Genomic DNA, 13,445 nt, shown 5'->3' on the forward strand with positions numbered 1-13,445 from the left:
TCGTGGTGCCTGTCAAACACTGTGCTTGTCGAACACTGCTTTGCCGGGCAGCCCGTTAGGAACAGAACTGATGCCAGATAGTGCCCCGCAACAATTGCTTCACCTCGTCATCGGCGGCGAGCTCGTCGATCTCGAGCAGAATGTCTTCAAGAATCTCGACGACGTCGAGATCGTCGGCCTCTATCCGAATTACGCGACCGCCCATGCCGCCTGGCGGGCCAAGGCGCAGTCGACGGTCGACAACGCGCAGATGCGCTATTTCATCGTCCATCTCCATCGGCTGCTCGACCCGAATCAAGAACCGGCACGTTGAAGAGACTGCTTCGCAATACGCTGCGGAGCAGCTGGTTTCAGCGTGCCGTCGGGGTTCTGGCGGCCGAATATCTGCGCCTGGTCTGGCGGACCAACAAGTTCACGCTGGATCCGCCCGACGTCTATGAACGCGTCGAGCCGCAGCTCCCTGCGATCTTCGCCTTCTGGCACGGCCAGCATTTCCTCACGCCCTTCATCAAGAATCAGGACAAGGCCTCCTATCGGGCCAAGGTCCTGATCTCCCGTCACCGCGACGGCGAGTTCAATGCCATCGCGGTGGAGCGGCTCGGCATCGGCCTGATCCGCGGTTCCGGCGATCATGGCGGCGCCTTCCATCGCAAGGGCGGGGTCGGCGCCTTCAAGGAAATGGTGCGGACGCTCCAGGACGGTTGTAATGTCGCGCTGACTGCCGATGTCCCCAAGCGCGCCCGCGTGGCCGGGCTCGGAATCATCATGCTGGCACGGGAATCGGGGCGGCCGATCATGCCTTTCGCGATGGCGACCAGCCGCTTCATCAGGCTGAAGAACTGGGACCGCACCACCATCAACCTGCCGTTCGGGCGGGGCGCCCTGGTCGGCATCAAGGAAATCCACGTTCCCGCAGATGCCGACGCCGCCACGATGGAAGCGTTGCGGCTGGAGCTGGAAGAGACGTTGAACGAGGCGACCCGCCGCGCCTACGCGCAACTCGGCCGCCCGGGGCCGCAAGATGGCTAAATCGCTGCCCATTGCGCTGCCGATGACGTTGCGGATGTATCGGCGCCTGGCCGCGGGCCTGGTGCCGCTTGCGCCTGCGCTGATCAAGCGGCGGCTGAGGCAGGGCAAGGAAGACCCCGCGCGCGTCGGCGAGCGGCGCGGCATCTCACGCGACGTGCGGCCGCATGGCCCGCTGGTCTGGATCCACGGCGCCAGTGTTGGCGAGGTGCTGGCCGCGGCGGCGCTGATCGAGCGCCTGCGCGATCTCAACCTGCGCATCCTGCTCACCTCGGGCACCGTCACTTCGGCTGCGGTGGTCGCAAAGCGCTTTCCGCCCGACGTCATCCATCAATACGTGCCGTACGATTCGCCGCGCTACGTCGCGCGCTTCCTCGACCATTGGAAGCCGTCGCTGGCGCTGTTCATCGAATCCGATCTGTGGCCGAACCTGATCCTGGCCGGGGCGGCGCGCCGCGTGCCGATGGTGCTGATCAACGGGCGGATGTCGCCGCGCTCCTTTCCGCGCTGGCAGCGCATGCACGGCACCATCTCGGCGCTGCTGTCGCGGTTCGACATCTGCCTGGCGCAGTCGAAGATCGATGCCGAGCGCTTCTCCGCGCTGGGCGGCCGCGATGTCGTCACCACGGGCAATCTCAAGCTCGACGTGCCGGCGCCGCCGGCCGATCCCGCCAGGCTCGAGCGGCTGATGGCGATGACGCGCGGCCGGCCCATCATCGTCGCGGCTTCGACCCATCCGGGCGAGGACGAGATGCTGGTCGCGGCGCATCGCAGCCTGGTCGGCTTCTTCCCGCAGCTCCTCACCGTGATCGTGCCGCGGCATCCCGATCGCGGCTCTTCGATCGCCGGCCTGGTCACGGCCTCGGGCCTGACGCCGGCGTTGCGCTCGCGCGAGGAGCTGCCGACTGCGACCACCGACATCTATGTCGCCGACACCATGGGTGAGCTCGGCCTGTTCTACCGCCTCTCGGGAATCGTGTTCATGGGCGGATCGCTGATCCGCCACGGCGGCCAGAATCCGATCGAGGCGATCAAGCTCGGCGCCGCCGTCATCCATGGTCCGCACGTCTTCAACTTCGCCGAATTGTTCGAGACGCTCGATGCGAGCGGCGCGGCGCGGCAGGCCGACACGCAGGAAGCACTGGTCAAGCAGCTCGGCCTGCTGCTGGCCGAGCCGACCGTCCGCGAGAAGATGCAGCGCGCAGGCGCCGGCGTGGTCGAGCAGCTCGGTGGCGCGCTGGATCGCACCATGACGGCGCTCGAACCCTATCTGCTGCAATTGCGGATCGAGATGGGGGCCGCCAATGCGTGAGCCGGCCTTCTGGTACCGGCCACGTTCTCTTGCTTCATATGCGTTACGGCCGCTCGGGGCGCTCTATGGCGCCATCGCCGAATGGCGCATGCTGCGCCAGGGCACCGACGCCGGCATTCCCGTGATCTGTGTCGGCAATTACCATGTCGGCGGCGCCGGCAAGACCCCGACCGTGCTGGCGCTGACGAAGCTGCTGCGCGCGCTCGGCGAGACGCCGGTGGTGCTCAGCCGCGGCTATGGCGGGCGCCTCCAAGGCCCCGTCATGGTCGACCGCGCCCGCCATACCGCGGCCGATGTCGGCGACGAGCCCCTGATGATGGCGCGCGACGTCCCGGTCGCGGTGGCGCGCGACCGTCTCGACGGCGTCGCGCTGGCGAAGTCGCAAGGTGCCACCATGATCGTGATGGACGACGGTTTTCAGAATCCGCGCCTGCTCAAGGACGCCTCGCTGATCGTGATCGACAGCGAGCGCGGCCTCGGCAATGGCGAGGTGTTTCCCGCCGGTCCCTTGCGCGCGCCGCTGCAGGCCCAGCTCGCGCGCACCGACGCGCTGGTGCTGATCGGCGACGGCCGCGCCGCCAACGACGTCGCCGCCGAGCTCGCCAAGCGCAACAAGCCCGAGCTGCGTGCGCGGCTGAAACCGGATGCGGCCTCGCTCGCGCGGTTGGTCGGCCGCAAGGTGTTCGCCTTCGCCGGCATCGGCGATCCCGAGCGCTTCTTCCGCACCCTCCGCGCCTCCGGCATCGAGGTCGCGCGCACCCGCGCCTTCGCCGATCATCACATGTTCTCGCGCGAGGAGATCGCAGCCCTCGCGGCGGAGGCGAAGGCCGAGCAGCTCACGCTGGTGACGACGGAGAAGGACCTCGCACGCCTGTATGGCAGCGAGGGCGTGCCTGACGACATCGTGGCGTTCGCCGTCCATCTCGAGTTCGACGATCCCGCCAAGCTGCGTCAGCTGATCAGCGACCAGCTCTACAAGGCGCGCGAGCGCAGGTTTTCGAGGCGCTGAACAGATCTCGTAGGGTGGGTTAGCGCCACGACTGCGCGAAGCGCAGCCGCGGAGCGTAACCCACCATCTTAGTTCCGCATTCGCCGACGCATGGTGGGTTACGCCGAGCAGATGCGCTTCGCACATCTGCCCAGCTAACCCACCCTGCGGCATCTCACCATTCAGCCGACATTCATCGCAAGGCTTCTATCGATCTTCGGACGATCGGAGAGTTCGATGATTGTCGTCAGCTGTCGCTGCGTGTCTTGCCCTGCGAGATCACGATTCCTGCGGTTTCGGCGCGCCGGGAAAATGCCGCTGCAGGACGGCGGCGGGCGTGGCGTAGGCCTCCTGCAAGTCGACGCTCCAGTACTTCAGCTCGTCGAGCGGAATCCGGACGTCCGTGATCGCGCAGCGCACGAAGGTCCCCGGCGAGATCACGCGGAAATCGCCGTCGAGATATTGCACCTGCGCTTCGCCATGGCCCGAGGGGCCGAACTTGTTCAGCACGGTCGAAAGTCTCCGCGGAAGGCCTCTCCATGGAAAACCGTGGAAGGCACGATGTGTTGGCCGGGATGTAGCATAGATGGGGTGGCTTGTCCGCCCGGTAAACCCACCGGTTCGTGATGATTTGCCGCCGTTTTCGCGTGATAGAGCCTCAGTCCCGGGGCCGCTGGTTCCGGCAGCTCCTGCGGCAGAGTCCGATGCGTCTTCGCCTGACCGCTTTGTTCCTGACGCTGCTGATGTCGGCCGCGCACGCCGCCCCGGTGCCGCAGCCGGTCGAGATTCCGCTTCCCTCCGGGGTGCTCCATGCGCAGCTCTACAAGCCCGCGGGCGCGGGGCCGTTTCCGGCCGTGATCGCGCTGCACGGTTGCGGCGGGCTCGGCGGCCATTCCGATACCATCCTGCCGCGCTATCGCGACTGGGCCGAGCGCCTGCTCAAAGCCGGCAACGCCGTGCTGTGGCCCGACAGCTACGGCTCGCGCGAGCTCGGGCCGCAATGCCGCGTCAAGGAGATGCACGTCAAGGCGCGACGTGAGCGCGTCGCCGACATCGCGGCGGCGCGGGCCTGGCTGATGAGGCAGAATTGGGTGGCGCGCGACCGCGTCAGCCTGATGGGCTGGGCCAATGGCGCCAGCGCGCTGCTCTGGGCGGTGCGTCCGCAGAGTGCCGCGCGGGATTTGAGTCTGGATCTGGGTCCGGATTTCCGCGCCGCGATCGCGTTCTATCCCGACTGCCGGATCTCCGCCGGCCTCGGCTGGAGCACGCGGGTGCCCACCCTGGTGCTGATCGGCGCCGATGACGACGTCTCGTCTCCGCCCGCCTGCCGCCAGATGGTCGAAGGCGCGCACGGCCGCAGCGCGCTCGCGCGCATCGTGGTCTATCCCGGCGCCGATCACGATTTCGACCGTGCCACCCCGCCGCTGCATGCCAGCAACGATGCCGCCGCGCCCGGGCGCGGCCATCCCGGCATGGAGGCGCAGGCGCGCGCGGAGTCGCAGAAGGACGTCGTGAAGTGGCTGGCGCGGTAGCCGATGAAGCGCCTTGGTTCGGCCACGATATCGATTCAACGCAATGCCATGCGCAACCGCATCGTCCTCGTCTCCGCCTTCGCCGTCTTCACCGTCGCGCTCTGCCTCTACGAAGCCCACGCCGGCGCTCCCTTGCGCGCGCCGGACCATTGCGGCTTCTGGACCACGATCGACGCGGGATTGTCCTGCCGGTAGGGCACGCCGTCTCCGCGGACTCCGTCATTGCGAGGAGCCCTTGCGACGAAGCAATCCAGAATCTTTCCGCGGAGGGATTCTGGATTGCTTCGCTGCGCTCGCAATGACGCGTTTGTGCTATAGGGCCGCAACACGCTGCCAGTCGTTGCTCGGCTTACGTCCTCAGAACAGACTGCCCTGATCCACCGGCTTGGCTACGCGCTTCGGTGCGGGCTTCGTCTCCTGCGCGGCCGGCTTTGCCTGCGCCGGTGCGCGCTTGGCCGTCGGCGCCGGCCGGTCCGCATCCGCGGTCGCGCCGACGCGGCCATCGGCGAACTCGATCTCGACGCGTGCGCCAGGACCGATCGCATCCGCCGCATGCACGGGATGGCCGGCCTCATCGCGCACCAGCGCGAAGCCGCGCGCGAGCACGCTGCGATAGGACAGCGCGGAGAGCAGCTTGCCGCTGTTCTCGACCCGCGCCTCGAGCCGGTGCAGCAGCGTGAGAAGCGCGCGCTCTGCCCGCTCGGTCAGACGATGGGTGCGCTCGCGCTGGCGGGCAATCGCATTGCGCTGCGCCTGCGCATTCGCAAGCTTGGAGGCGCGCAGGCGCACCTCCAGTCCGGCAAAGCGGTCACGCCGCCGCAGCAAGAGTGAGCGTGCGGAGAGGCCCAGCCGCTCGCCGCACACGGTGAGACGATGATCGGCCTGCGATATCTGGCCGTGCAGCACCCGCAGCGTCAGCTTTGAGCTGGCCGCGGTGAACCTGCGGAAATGCGCGTGGGTGTTGGCCTTGAGGCAGCGGGGCAGGGAGGCGCCCGCCGAATCCAGTCGCTGCCGCGGGATCGCCAGGAGATCGCCGGCCCCCGGCAGCGCGCGCGCGGCGGCGCGTAATTCGCTCCGGCGGCTTTCCTGGGCGCGCTGCCAATAGGCGCGGGTGCGGCGGCCGAGATCGGCGACCTCGACGAACAATTCGCTGCGCACCGGCACCGCCATCTCGGCCGCCGCGGTCGGCGTCGGCGCGCGCTTGTCGGCGACGAAGTCGATCAGCGTGATGTCGGTCTCGTGCCCGACCGCCGAGATCAGCGGGATCATGCTCTCGGCGGCCGCACGCACCACGATCTCCTCGTTGAACGACCAGAGGTCCTCCAGCGAGCCGCCGCCGCGCGCGACGATCAGCACGTCGGGCCGCGGGATCTTGCCGCCCTCCGGCAGCGCGTTGAAACCGCGGATCGCGGCTGCGACCTGCTCGGCCGAGCCGTCGCCCTGCACCTTCACCGGCCACACCAGCACGCGGCGGGGAAAGCGGTCCTCGAGGCGATGCAGGATGTCGCGGATCACCGCGCCGGTCGGCGAGGTCACGACGCCGATCACCTCCGGCAGCCACGGCAAGAGCTGCTTGCGCGCCTCGTCGAACAGGCCCTCGGCGGCCAGCTTCTTCTTGCGCTCCTCCATCAGCGCCATCAGCGCGCCGATGCCGGCCGGCTCCAGCGCCTCGATCACGATCTGGTATTTCGAGGAGCCCGGATAGGTGGTGAGCTTGCCGGTGGCGATCACCTCCAGCCCCTCCTGGGGCTTGAAGCGCATCCGCCCGTGCACGCCCTTCCAGATCACCGCTTCGATCTTGGCGCTCTCGTCCTTGAGCGCGAAATAGCAATGCCCGGAGGAATGCGCGCCGCGGAATCCCGAGATCTCACCGCGGACCCGGACATGGCCGTAGGTGTCCTCCACCGTCCGCTTCAGGGACTGCGAGAGCTCGGAGACGGTGAATTCGAAGGCGTTGTTGAGTTGTTCCGCAGGCGGCATTGAGCAAACGATTCGGGGTTTTGGGGTCGAGGGCGACGTTAAGGATTTTCGCAGGCCAGCGCCAATCAAGGGATTGATCGAAAGAGTACTCTGCATTATGGAGTTCTCTATTGATTGATGAATTGGGAGTGCGTTATGGCCATCCGATTGCTGCGCGGCGTCTTGAACGGCTTGAAATGGGCCCTGTGTGGCGTCGGCGCCGTGGCGCTGACCTTGACCGCCATGATCGCAACGCCGCTGCAGCGGCCGCCGGAGATGCGTTCGGTCTCCGAGTCCGCCAAGGGGATCGACTGGTCGACGTTGCCGCCGCTCGAGCGCTTCCAGGCCCGCGACGGCACCTGGATCGGCTATCGCCATTATTCGCCGGGCGGCCCTGCGACCGGCGGCGGCGCAATCTTCATCCACGGCTCCTCCGGCTCCAGCGGCACCGTCAACCACGCCCTGACCCATGCGATCGCCGCGCGCGGCGTCGAGACCTGGGCGCTCGACATCCGCGGCCATGGTGGCTCCGGCACCCGCGGCGACATCGGCTATGTCGGCCAGCTCGAGGACGACCTGATCGATTTCGTCGCCCATGTGCGCAAGAGCGCGCCGGACCTGCCGCTCACCTTGATCGGCCATTCCGCCGGCGCCGGCTTCTCGCTGCGCGTCGCTGCGACGCCGATCATGCAGGACATGTTCGTGCGCACCGTGCTGCTCGCGCCCTATCTCGGCTATGACGCGCCGACCAACAAGCCCGGAAACGGCGGCTGGGTCAGCGTCGACATTCCGCGTTTCCTGGGCCTGGCGGCGCTGCGCAAGCTCGGCATCGATTGCTGTTCGCAGCTCCCGGTGCTCGCCTTCGCGGTGCGGCCGAACATGGAGAAGCTTCTCGTCTCCACCTATTCCGACCGCCTGATGCGCAACTTCGCGACGCGCGGCTATCGGCTCGATCTGCCGGCAACCACACGACCGATCACCATCATTGCCGGCGCCGAGGACGAGATGATGATCTCGGACAAATATGCGGACACGGTGCAGGCGATCAAACCGGCGATCGATGTCAGGATCATCGACGGGATCAACCACATGGGCATCGTCACCAATCCGAAGGCGGTTTCGGTGATTGCCGAGGATGTGGCGACACGCGGGGCCGCTGGGAGCTGACCATGTTTGCGCATTTGACACCAATAGGGGCCATTCATGCGGTGCTGGCGCTGCTGTGCCTCGCCGTCGGGCTGGTCCAGTTTCTGCGCCCGAAGCGCGGCGCAGGCCATCGCGCGCGCGGCTATTTCTACGTCTACGCGATGCTGGTCGCGGACGCCGCGACCTTGCTGCTCTATCGGTTCACCGGCCATTTCAACGCGTTCCACGTCGCGGCGATCGTGAACTTCATCTTGATCGTGCTGGCGATCGTCCCGCTCCTGCGCACGCCGCGGCCATCGAACTGGCGAAGAAGCCACTACAATTTCATCGCCTGGTCCTACGTGTCGCCGGTCTCGGCGGGACTCACCAACATCGCGACACGGCTGCTGCCGCTGGCAACACGCGAGCAGGTCGTCTTGATCGCGCTTGCCGCGTCGCTCGTCACGATGACGATCGCCTATATCCTGATCCGGAAGCATCAGCCTCCGTCAGAGGCACCTATCGCGTCCGCCGCCCTGGCTGGGCAGAACGGAGCGCCCTCGTGATCGACAGCAAGCAGGCCACCGACGCGATCGCCGATATCGACGAGACTGTCCGCCGCGTGCGCCAGTCGATGATCTATCAGGTGTCCAGCCTTGCTCTGCTGATGTGGGGCGTGCTCGCGTTCGTCGCCAACATCGCGGGTTGGTTCTGGCCGCGTTATGGGCTCCATTTCTGGATCGCCGCCTACGCAGTATCGATCGCCGGTTTCGTCGCCATCGGCGTCTATCACCGGTCGCGCAGCCGCCTTCGCGTCTTCGATCGCCGCTATCTGCTGACGTTCCTGTTGATCGCCGCCTTCGGCATCTTCGTCTGCTATTTCGGCCAGTTCACGCCGCGCCAGCAGACGGCGTTCTGGCCGATCTACATCATGCTGTTCTACATGATGGCGGGCGTCTGGTTCGGCACTGCGTTCCTCGTGATCGGCGCCGCCATCATCGCGCTGACGCTGATCGGCTACTACTTCATTCCCGGCCTGTCTCTGCTGTTGTGGATGGCCGCCGTCAACGGCGGCGGCCTCACCATCGGCGGCCTCTGGATGCGGCGGATCTGATGGCCGAGCTCGACGACATCATCCACCAGCCCTTGCGGCTGAAGATCATGGCGGCGCTGAACGCGCTGCCCGCGGAGGTGGGCCTGGAGTTCGCGCGCCTGAAAAAGCTCACCGGCGCCACCGATGGCAATCTCGGGGCGCATATCGAGACGTTGGCGAAGGCGGGTTATGTGTCGGTGGAGAAGGCGTTTGTCGGCAAGAAGCCGCAGACGACGGTGACGGCTACGGCTGCTGGGCGAGGCGCGTTTGCGCGGCATGTCGCGACCTTGCAGGAGATCATCGCGGGGAAGCAGGTGTAGTCTCCTCCGTCATTCCGGGGCGCGTCCTCTTGGGCGCGAACCCGGAATCCATCCCTCCGCCGAAGCTGCGACCCAATGGATACCGAGTTCGCGCTGTGCGCGCCCCGGACCCGGGGCAGACATTTCCAGCGCTAATGGGCCCGCATGGAAGCTGGATTGACGCATCGAAGTCGGCCCGGCCTGTTCGGCTGATGTGTGCCGCGGCTCCACGCAGAGCCTCAACGAAACCGGGAACAATGTCCAGGCGATCTGATTGGAACGTTGGTACGTCAATCCGGGATAGACCAGCGAATTTCCTGGGAGGCGTCTTATCAGGAGGAGCCCACCAAATGGATGACGAACGAAAATCATCAAAGGCGGGAGCACAGGCCGCCGAAGGCTTGCGTGAAGCGGCTTCCAAGGAAGAAGCGAAGAACGAGAGCAAGATGGGGCACGATCTAGCCAAGGGGGCTGATCGCTTCGAAGAGCGCTCGAAAAGCTCCGATGGAAAAAGCGCAGAGGAGAAACAAGAACGGTGAATCCAGGCCGCAATCAAACCTGATCTCGTCACGCATTAGTCTAGGTCTCTCGCTCAGGCTCTGCCGAGATCAGGCGTGAGATGACCTCGGCACTCTCGGACGGCTTCAGATGACCTGCATCGATGGTGAGTGCGGGCTGAGGCATCGACAGCATGCAGGCGTCGAACTGCGGTCGGAGTGTGCGAAGCAGCGACAGATCCCGCATCTTGCCGAAGGCGGCACGATCTTCATCAACCAGACGTCGCTCTTGCTCGGCCTGTTCCAGGTGAAGTGCTACGAAGATGACCTCCCCGCCGTTCCGCTCCACCAGTTCCTGTACCCGGACCGGAAAAGTCTCCAGCCACCGTCGGCTCGGGGGCGAATGTGAATATCAACGACCGCTTCTGTCTGGCAGCTTCCTCGAATACGGTCAGCCAGAACTGTTCGCGCAAACGCGAGAATGCCTCCGTACCAAACGGAAACACTGCGCCAACTGCGTCGACGACGAGGTGATTGTGAAACAGCGCAATCCCTTTCCGGGAGGCAAGATGGCGCGCGATAGTCAGTTTTCCCGAGGCGACTTGCCCATAGATGAAAATAAGCTGCATCGAATCAAGATATCACAGGGACTCCCTCGAAGGCGTCTCCTGGAATCGCCAAGTCCAGGCATTGTGGCCGCTACAATGTCGCTATTGGCCCCGGCGCTGACATCAGGACGCAGGGATTGGCCCTTTCGGGAACTTCAAGCCTGGTGCAGACTTCAGGCCATATTTCGAAGAATTGGACAGGGTGCTGCCGATGCCAATTTTCCTCGATCGACACGATCTCTCGGGGCTGACTGCCGCCGATATCGCCGAGGCGCATCGCAAAGATTTGGAAGTGCAAGATCGATACGGCGTTCGTTTTCTAACGTACTGGTTTGATGAATCGCGCGGGACGGGCTTCTGTCTCATTGACGCACCGGATATCCGAACGGCGATGAGGGTTCATGACGAAGCTCACGGCGACGTAGCGAAAGATGTCATCGAAGTGGACCTCTCGGCGGTCCAGGCGTTTCTGGGGAGGGTGTCCGACCCGGTCCCTGGCGGCGGGTCAGACGATGTCAAATTCGATTCGGCGCTGCGAGCTATCATGTTCACCGACATCGTTGGCTCGACCAGCATGACGGAGCGTCTTGGCGATGCCCGTTCAGTGGAGATGGTTCGGGCTCATGACGCGCTGGTGCGCCGGGCCTTGAAGGACGAGGGCGGGCATGTGGTGAAGCACACCGGCGATGGTATCATGGCATCCTTTGCCGACGCCTCTGCCTCCGTGCAATGCGCCCGCGCCATCCAGCGTGCATTTGAAGCCTTCAATCTGGCAAGCAAGGAGAAGCTTCAGGTGCGAATTGGCATCGATGTCGGCGAGCCGATTGCTGACAGCAACGACCTTTTCGGTGCGACCGTTCAACTGGCCGCTCGCTTGTGTCAGTTGGCCGACCCCGATGCCATTCTGGTGTCAAAGGCTGTACAGGATTGCATCCGAGATCGCATGCAAGTGTCAAGCTTGGGTGCCTACCATCTCAAAGGCTTTCAGCAGCCCATTGATGCATACGGAATCGAATGGCGTTAACTGTCGCGACCACTGGCGACGTCTGCGTTTGGCCCATCGCAGTCTTGCAGCGCCTAGCTCGTAGCAGCTCGTAGGATGGGTTGAGCCCTTGCGAAACCCATCGCTGCTCTATCCCCGCTCACCGTAATCGCGGCCGTCATCCGACTGATCGCCGGCCCAATCGACCGGGTCATTGCCAAGCTTGACGAGGCGATGAAACGAGGAGGGCGCCCAGTCGCGCGCCCGGTTGGCGAGCCCGTGCCTGACCGGATTGATATGAACGTAGTCGAGATGCCGCGCGAAATCGACTTCGTCGCGAATGGTGTGCTCCCAATATCTGCGTTGCCAGATGCCCCGCTCACCTTTGGCCGAGCGGCTTTGGGATATCCTCTCGTTGCGCGCCAGAAGAAGAAACACCCACCCGGAACGAAGTTGCGGCGGTACGCAGTCATGACGCGATCTTATCACGAAACAAGCGCGATGGGTTTCGCAAGGGCTCAACCCATCCTACGGGCTACAGCGGAAATTGCTCGGTGGGACAGAGACGCCCAGCAGAAGAGGCAAGCTATCTGAGCAAGCCAAACGCCGCTGATAACCGATATTTCGACCAGTTCGGCACTTGGCTGCAAAGCGATTGGCACCCGTGCCCGATCTACCCAAACCTCCGTGCGGTCGAGCGCTCTCATCCTCGCGGCGTAGCTTTTTGGGAAACCGGTGCAGGGATGAAGGCTCACCACGTCTTCGCTGTCGGCCTCTCCAAGAAGGCTCACCTCGAATACGACGCCGACCACGAGTTTTGAGCAGCGTCATGGGGAGACCCATGCCGAGTAAAAAGGCAATGGGAAGCCCTCGGCGTCAGTCCTGGGCCGTGGATGTTCGAGGGGGGCGTCTAAGCGGACGGCCTAGCGAGGCGGATGCTGGAGCGCCCATAGACCCTGTGGATAATATCCCTTTGCTGTCAGCTAATTATCAATGATCTCAATGTCATACAGGAGGCGGTTTGTATGATAAGCTACAATATGCGTGGAAGCGAGTCGGCGGACTCTTGCGCCGACTCAAGAAACAGCCGACAAACCTAAATCCCCCGGAACACAGCTCTGAACTTCTTCAATGGAGAGCTGTGTCATGTCTGAACCACCGAAATTCGAGTTCGACTTCTGGGGCTGCAGGGTGAGTGCCCAAGGGGCGATGGGCATCGTTGCCGCAGTCAGTGTGGTGGCGATGCTCCTAGCGTTCTACCGGCTCTAGAATCGCCGCAATTCCAGTGTCTATACCGCGCCCCTTTGATTAGAGGCTTTGCCATGCTCACCGATGAACAAAAGGCGTTGGTTGACGAGTGCATATACCTGCGCGGCAGGATCATGACTTCCTACAGCCAGGTCGAATTTATCCTAGCAGATATTTCCGTTATCCTCGATCTGAAGTTTCCGTATCTGATCGACAAGCGCATCAAGGCCGCGAAGGAAATCGCTAATCGCCCAGGCTACGAGAAGTACCGGGACGAGCTGTACGCGGCGTGCGACGGGCTGAGCGAGTTCGATGAAATTCGGCTTTTCATGGCCCATGGGTGGGTCTCTGCCGAGATGGATAAGGCGGGAAATGCGAAGATCGAATTCCTCCGTTACCAGCGGACGGGAGAGGGGCAGTTCGGCTTGATGCGCGGCGGCACTGATCCTGCTCGATTAAGGCAGGCCGCTGACGACATCACGAACTACTGTGAGCGGGTCTTGGCGTTGTTTCGCAGGATCTATGAGGAAAAGGATTTGGAGAACGAACACACCAAGAGGTATTGCGACGAAAAAGCTCCTGCGTGATTACTCCTCAAAGTTTTTTGCTGTTGCCCCGCGCGCGGCGTTGATGGCTTCCCGCATTTGCGCCTCGGTGAGTAGCTCGCGTTCGGGGAGTTTGGCAAAATGCTTTTCGACAAAACCTCGCTGTGAGTCATCGCATCTCCACACAAATTCGCGGGCCTGTTGGACGCGTGCTGTATTGACCGCCCGGGA

At 64.1% G+C, this 13,445-nt stretch carries 17 protein-coding genes; 13 read left to right on the forward strand and 4 right to left on the reverse strand.

Features of this window, described 5'->3' with window-relative positions:
* Nucleotides 1-70: 70 nt before the first annotated feature.
* Genes K410_RS0107845 through lpxK form a run of 4 tightly spaced genes read left to right on the forward strand, consistent with a single transcriptional unit; the run spans nt 71 to nt 3,347 of the window.
* Nucleotides 71-313, forward strand: a complete 243-nt coding sequence (locus K410_RS0107845) for a DUF4170 domain-containing protein (protein WP_028134338.1) — start codon at nt 71-73, stop codon at nt 311-313.
* Nucleotides 310-1,029, forward strand: coding sequence for a lysophospholipid acyltransferase family protein (locus K410_RS0107850; protein ID WP_028134339.1), 720 nt, complete (start codon nt 310-312; stop codon nt 1,027-1,029). The genes K410_RS0107845 and K410_RS0107850 overlap by 4 nt, the downstream gene beginning before the upstream one ends.
* The gene (locus tag K410_RS0107855; protein WP_028134340.1) at nt 1,022-2,338 is read left to right on the forward strand and encodes a 3-deoxy-D-manno-octulosonic acid transferase; all 1,317 of its coding nucleotides are present in this window, start codon (nt 1,022-1,024) and stop codon (nt 2,336-2,338) included. The genes K410_RS0107850 and K410_RS0107855 overlap by 8 nt, the downstream gene beginning before the upstream one ends.
* The gene (gene lpxK / locus K410_RS0107860; RefSeq protein ID WP_028134341.1) at nt 2,331-3,347 is read left to right on the forward strand and encodes a tetraacyldisaccharide 4'-kinase; all 1,017 of its coding nucleotides are present in this window, start codon (nt 2,331-2,333) and stop codon (nt 3,345-3,347) included. Before K410_RS0107855 ends, lpxK begins: the two co-directional genes overlap by 8 nt.
* A 258-nt stretch (nt 3,348-3,605) precedes the next feature.
* Here lpxK and K410_RS0107865 read toward each other — a convergent pair whose 3' ends face one another.
* The gene (locus K410_RS0107865) at nt 3,606-3,836 is read right to left on the reverse strand and encodes a DUF2093 domain-containing protein (RefSeq protein WP_028134342.1); all 231 of its coding nucleotides are present in this window, start codon (nt 3,834-3,836) and stop codon (nt 3,606-3,608) included.
* A 194-nt stretch (nt 3,837-4,030) separates the two neighbouring features.
* Here K410_RS0107865 and K410_RS0107870 point away from each other — a divergent pair, with 194 nt between their 5' ends.
* Both K410_RS0107870 and K410_RS36595 read left to right on the forward strand, forming a co-directional pair.
* Nucleotides 4,031-4,858 carry a dienelactone hydrolase family protein gene (locus tag K410_RS0107870; protein WP_028134343.1) on the forward strand — a complete coding sequence of 276 codons (828 nt, stop codon included), beginning with the start codon at nt 4,031-4,033 and terminating at the stop codon, nt 4,856-4,858.
* 3 nt (nt 4,859-4,861) lie between these two features.
* On the forward strand, nt 4,862-5,053 hold the full coding sequence (locus K410_RS36595; protein ID WP_049819960.1) for a hypothetical protein: 192 nt from the start codon (nt 4,862-4,864) through the stop codon (nt 5,051-5,053).
* 162 nt (nt 5,054-5,215) lie between these two features.
* Here K410_RS36595 and xseA read toward each other — a convergent pair whose 3' ends face one another.
* Nucleotides 5,216-6,838, reverse strand: a complete 1,623-nt coding sequence (xseA, locus tag K410_RS0107880) for an exodeoxyribonuclease VII large subunit (RefSeq protein WP_028134344.1) — start codon at nt 6,836-6,838, stop codon at nt 5,216-5,218.
* Nucleotides 6,839-6,973: 135 nt separating this feature from the next.
* On the opposite strand from xseA, the gene K410_RS0107885 reads away from it, so the two are divergent.
* The 5 genes from K410_RS0107885 to K410_RS37970 all read left to right on the forward strand — a co-directional run bounded on the left by K410_RS0107885 (nt 6,974) and on the right by K410_RS37970 (nt 9,873).
* Nucleotides 6,974-7,984, forward strand: coding sequence for an alpha/beta hydrolase (locus K410_RS0107885; protein ID WP_028134345.1), 1,011 nt, complete (start codon nt 6,974-6,976; stop codon nt 7,982-7,984).
* Between the two features lie 2 nt (nt 7,985-7,986).
* Nucleotides 7,987-8,508, forward strand: a complete 522-nt coding sequence (locus tag K410_RS0107890; protein WP_080672130.1) for a DUF2306 domain-containing protein — start codon at nt 7,987-7,989, stop codon at nt 8,506-8,508.
* Nucleotides 8,505-9,056, forward strand: a complete 552-nt coding sequence (locus tag K410_RS0107895; protein ID WP_028134347.1) for a hypothetical protein — start codon at nt 8,505-8,507, stop codon at nt 9,054-9,056. The genes K410_RS0107890 and K410_RS0107895 overlap by 4 nt, the downstream gene beginning before the upstream one ends.
* Nucleotides 9,056-9,355, forward strand: coding sequence for a winged helix-turn-helix domain-containing protein (locus tag K410_RS0107900; RefSeq protein WP_028134348.1), 300 nt, complete (start codon nt 9,056-9,058; stop codon nt 9,353-9,355). The genes K410_RS0107895 and K410_RS0107900 overlap by 1 nt, the downstream gene beginning before the upstream one ends.
* 329 nt (nt 9,356-9,684) lie before the next feature.
* Entirely contained in the window at nt 9,685-9,873 is a 189-nt protein-coding gene (locus K410_RS37970; protein WP_063831410.1) for a hypothetical protein, read from the forward strand.
* 40 nt (nt 9,874-9,913) lie between these two features.
* Here the strand turns inward: K410_RS37970 and K410_RS40800 are convergent, their stop codons facing one another.
* Complete coding sequence (locus tag K410_RS40800; RefSeq protein ID WP_210164232.1) at nt 9,914-10,180, reverse strand: hypothetical protein; 267 nt, start codon at nt 10,178-10,180, stop codon at nt 9,914-9,916.
* A gap of 470 nt (nt 10,181-10,650) precedes the next feature.
* On the opposite strand from K410_RS40800, the gene K410_RS0107910 reads away from it, so the two are divergent.
* The gene (locus K410_RS0107910) at nt 10,651-11,463 is read left to right on the forward strand and encodes a nickel-binding protein (RefSeq protein WP_028134350.1); all 813 of its coding nucleotides are present in this window, start codon (nt 10,651-10,653) and stop codon (nt 11,461-11,463) included.
* 108 nt (nt 11,464-11,571) lie between these two features.
* Here the strand turns inward: K410_RS0107910 and K410_RS36605 are convergent, their stop codons facing one another.
* Nucleotides 11,572-11,859, reverse strand: a complete 288-nt coding sequence (locus K410_RS36605; protein WP_245269339.1) for an REP-associated tyrosine transposase — start codon at nt 11,857-11,859, stop codon at nt 11,572-11,574.
* 884 nt (nt 11,860-12,743) lie between these two features.
* Here K410_RS36605 and K410_RS0107925 point away from each other — a divergent pair.
* Nucleotides 12,744-13,256: a hypothetical protein gene (locus K410_RS0107925; protein WP_155253283.1), complete on the forward strand. Its 513-nt coding sequence runs from the start codon at nt 12,744-12,746 to the stop codon at nt 13,254-13,256.
* Nucleotides 13,257-13,445 lie beyond the last annotated feature (189 nt).

Origin of the sequence: Bradyrhizobium sp. 22 (assembly GCF_000482425.1) — a bacterium.
GTDB classification, from domain to species: domain Bacteria; phylum Pseudomonadota; class Alphaproteobacteria; order Rhizobiales; family Xanthobacteraceae; genus Bradyrhizobium; species Bradyrhizobium japonicum_B.

Bases quoted from the DNA above. Each gene is read 5' to 3' on its own strand.
- K410_RS0107845 (WP_028134338.1), top strand. From the start codon at position 71: ATGCCAGATAGTGCCCCGCAACAATTGCTTCACCTCGTCATCGGCGGC.
- lpxK (WP_028134341.1), top strand. From the start codon at position 2,331: ATGCGTGAGCCGGCCTTCTGGTACCGGCCACGTTCTCTTGCTTCATAT.
- K410_RS0107925 (WP_155253283.1), top strand. From the start codon at position 12,744: ATGCTCACCGATGAACAAAAGGCGTTGGTTGACGAGTGCATATACCTG.
- K410_RS0107870 (WP_028134343.1), top strand. From the start codon at position 4,031: ATGCGTCTTCGCCTGACCGCTTTGTTCCTGACGCTGCTGATGTCGGCC.
- K410_RS0107900 (WP_028134348.1), top strand. From the start codon at position 9,056: ATGGCCGAGCTCGACGACATCATCCACCAGCCCTTGCGGCTGAAGATC.
- K410_RS0107890 (WP_080672130.1), top strand. From the start codon at position 7,987: ATGTTTGCGCATTTGACACCAATAGGGGCCATTCATGCGGTGCTGGCG.
- K410_RS36595 (WP_049819960.1), top strand. From the start codon at position 4,862: ATGAAGCGCCTTGGTTCGGCCACGATATCGATTCAACGCAATGCCATG.
- K410_RS37970 (WP_063831410.1), top strand. From the start codon at position 9,685: ATGGATGACGAACGAAAATCATCAAAGGCGGGAGCACAGGCCGCCGAA.
- xseA (WP_028134344.1), bottom strand. From the start codon at position 6,838: ATGCCGCCTGCGGAACAACTCAACAACGCCTTCGAATTCACCGTCTCC.
- K410_RS0107885 (WP_028134345.1), top strand. From the start codon at position 6,974: ATGGCCATCCGATTGCTGCGCGGCGTCTTGAACGGCTTGAAATGGGCC.
- K410_RS0107855 (WP_028134340.1), top strand. From the start codon at position 1,022: ATGGCTAAATCGCTGCCCATTGCGCTGCCGATGACGTTGCGGATGTAT.
- K410_RS0107910 (WP_028134350.1), top strand. From the start codon at position 10,651: ATGCCAATTTTCCTCGATCGACACGATCTCTCGGGGCTGACTGCCGCC.